Origin of the sequence: Zoogloea oleivorans (assembly GCF_008107625.1) — a bacterium.
Lineage (GTDB): Bacteria > Pseudomonadota > Gammaproteobacteria > Burkholderiales > Rhodocyclaceae > Zoogloea > Zoogloea oleivorans.
The window spans coordinates 783-1133 of sequence record NZ_SDKK01000094.1; the positions used below are offsets into that span (position 1 = coordinate 783).

A 351-nucleotide genomic window follows, 5' to 3' on the forward strand; every position below is an offset into this window, starting at 1 on the left:
CCGCAGCCGGCATCGAGGATGCGCTCGGGGGAAAAACCCTGTTCGCTGGCAAGTGTCAGCAACTGGTCGCAGGCGGCGCGCTGCACCGAGGCGACGGCGTCGTAGCTGCCGGCGGCCTTGTCGAAGGCGGCGCGTACGGCGCGCTTGGGGGCGGGCGCGTCAGTCAAGGGCGAAACTTTCGATGAGCGCTGCGCATTCCTGCGCACGCGAGACGAAGGGGGCGTGGCCGGCATCGCCAAAGACGCTGAGGCGGGCATTCGGCAGCGTGTCGGCCAGCCATTCGGCAGCGGCGACAGGCATTAGCTTGTCCTCACCGCCGTGGAGCAGGCGCACTGGCTGGGTGATGGCGGG

The 351-nt window shown here is 69.5% G+C and carries 1 protein-coding gene; it reads right to left on the reverse strand.

The features are described 5' to 3' along the window. Positions 1-159: 159 nt before the first annotated feature. A partial coding sequence (locus tag ETQ85_RS26520) for an alpha/beta fold hydrolase (protein WP_222862328.1) occupies positions 160-351 on the reverse strand: 192 nt, incomplete at its 5' end.